1 protein-coding gene is annotated in these 235 nt (G+C 57.0%); it reads left to right on the plus strand.

The genetic code is table 11. From position 1 onward, the window contains the following. Positions 1-235, plus strand: a 235-nt coding sequence (locus BRO54_RS19070; protein ID WP_139268132.1) for a DUF418 domain-containing protein, incomplete at both ends; no start/stop codon positions are given.

The following is a 235-nucleotide window of genomic DNA, read 5'->3' on the forward strand; positions in this document are numbered from 1 at the left end:
GAACCCGACCGTCACTCGCCCGCCAAGCTGCGCCGCCTGATAAGGTGGGCGATATGCCTTGGTTTAGCCCTAAAAACAATTCCGTATTGGGCTGGGGCCAACGACTTGACAATGTACATCCAAGACAGCTTTGGCGGTGCCGCATTGGCAGTGTTCTACGCGGCGGCTGCGGTGTTTGTCTGTGGGAAATCCAATTGGAAACCTGTCTGGCGGTGGTGGCAGGATGCCGGGAAAA

Source organism: Geobacillus proteiniphilus (assembly GCF_001908025.1).
Taxonomy (GTDB): Bacteria; Bacillota; Bacilli; order Bacillales; family Anoxybacillaceae; genus Geobacillus; species Geobacillus proteiniphilus.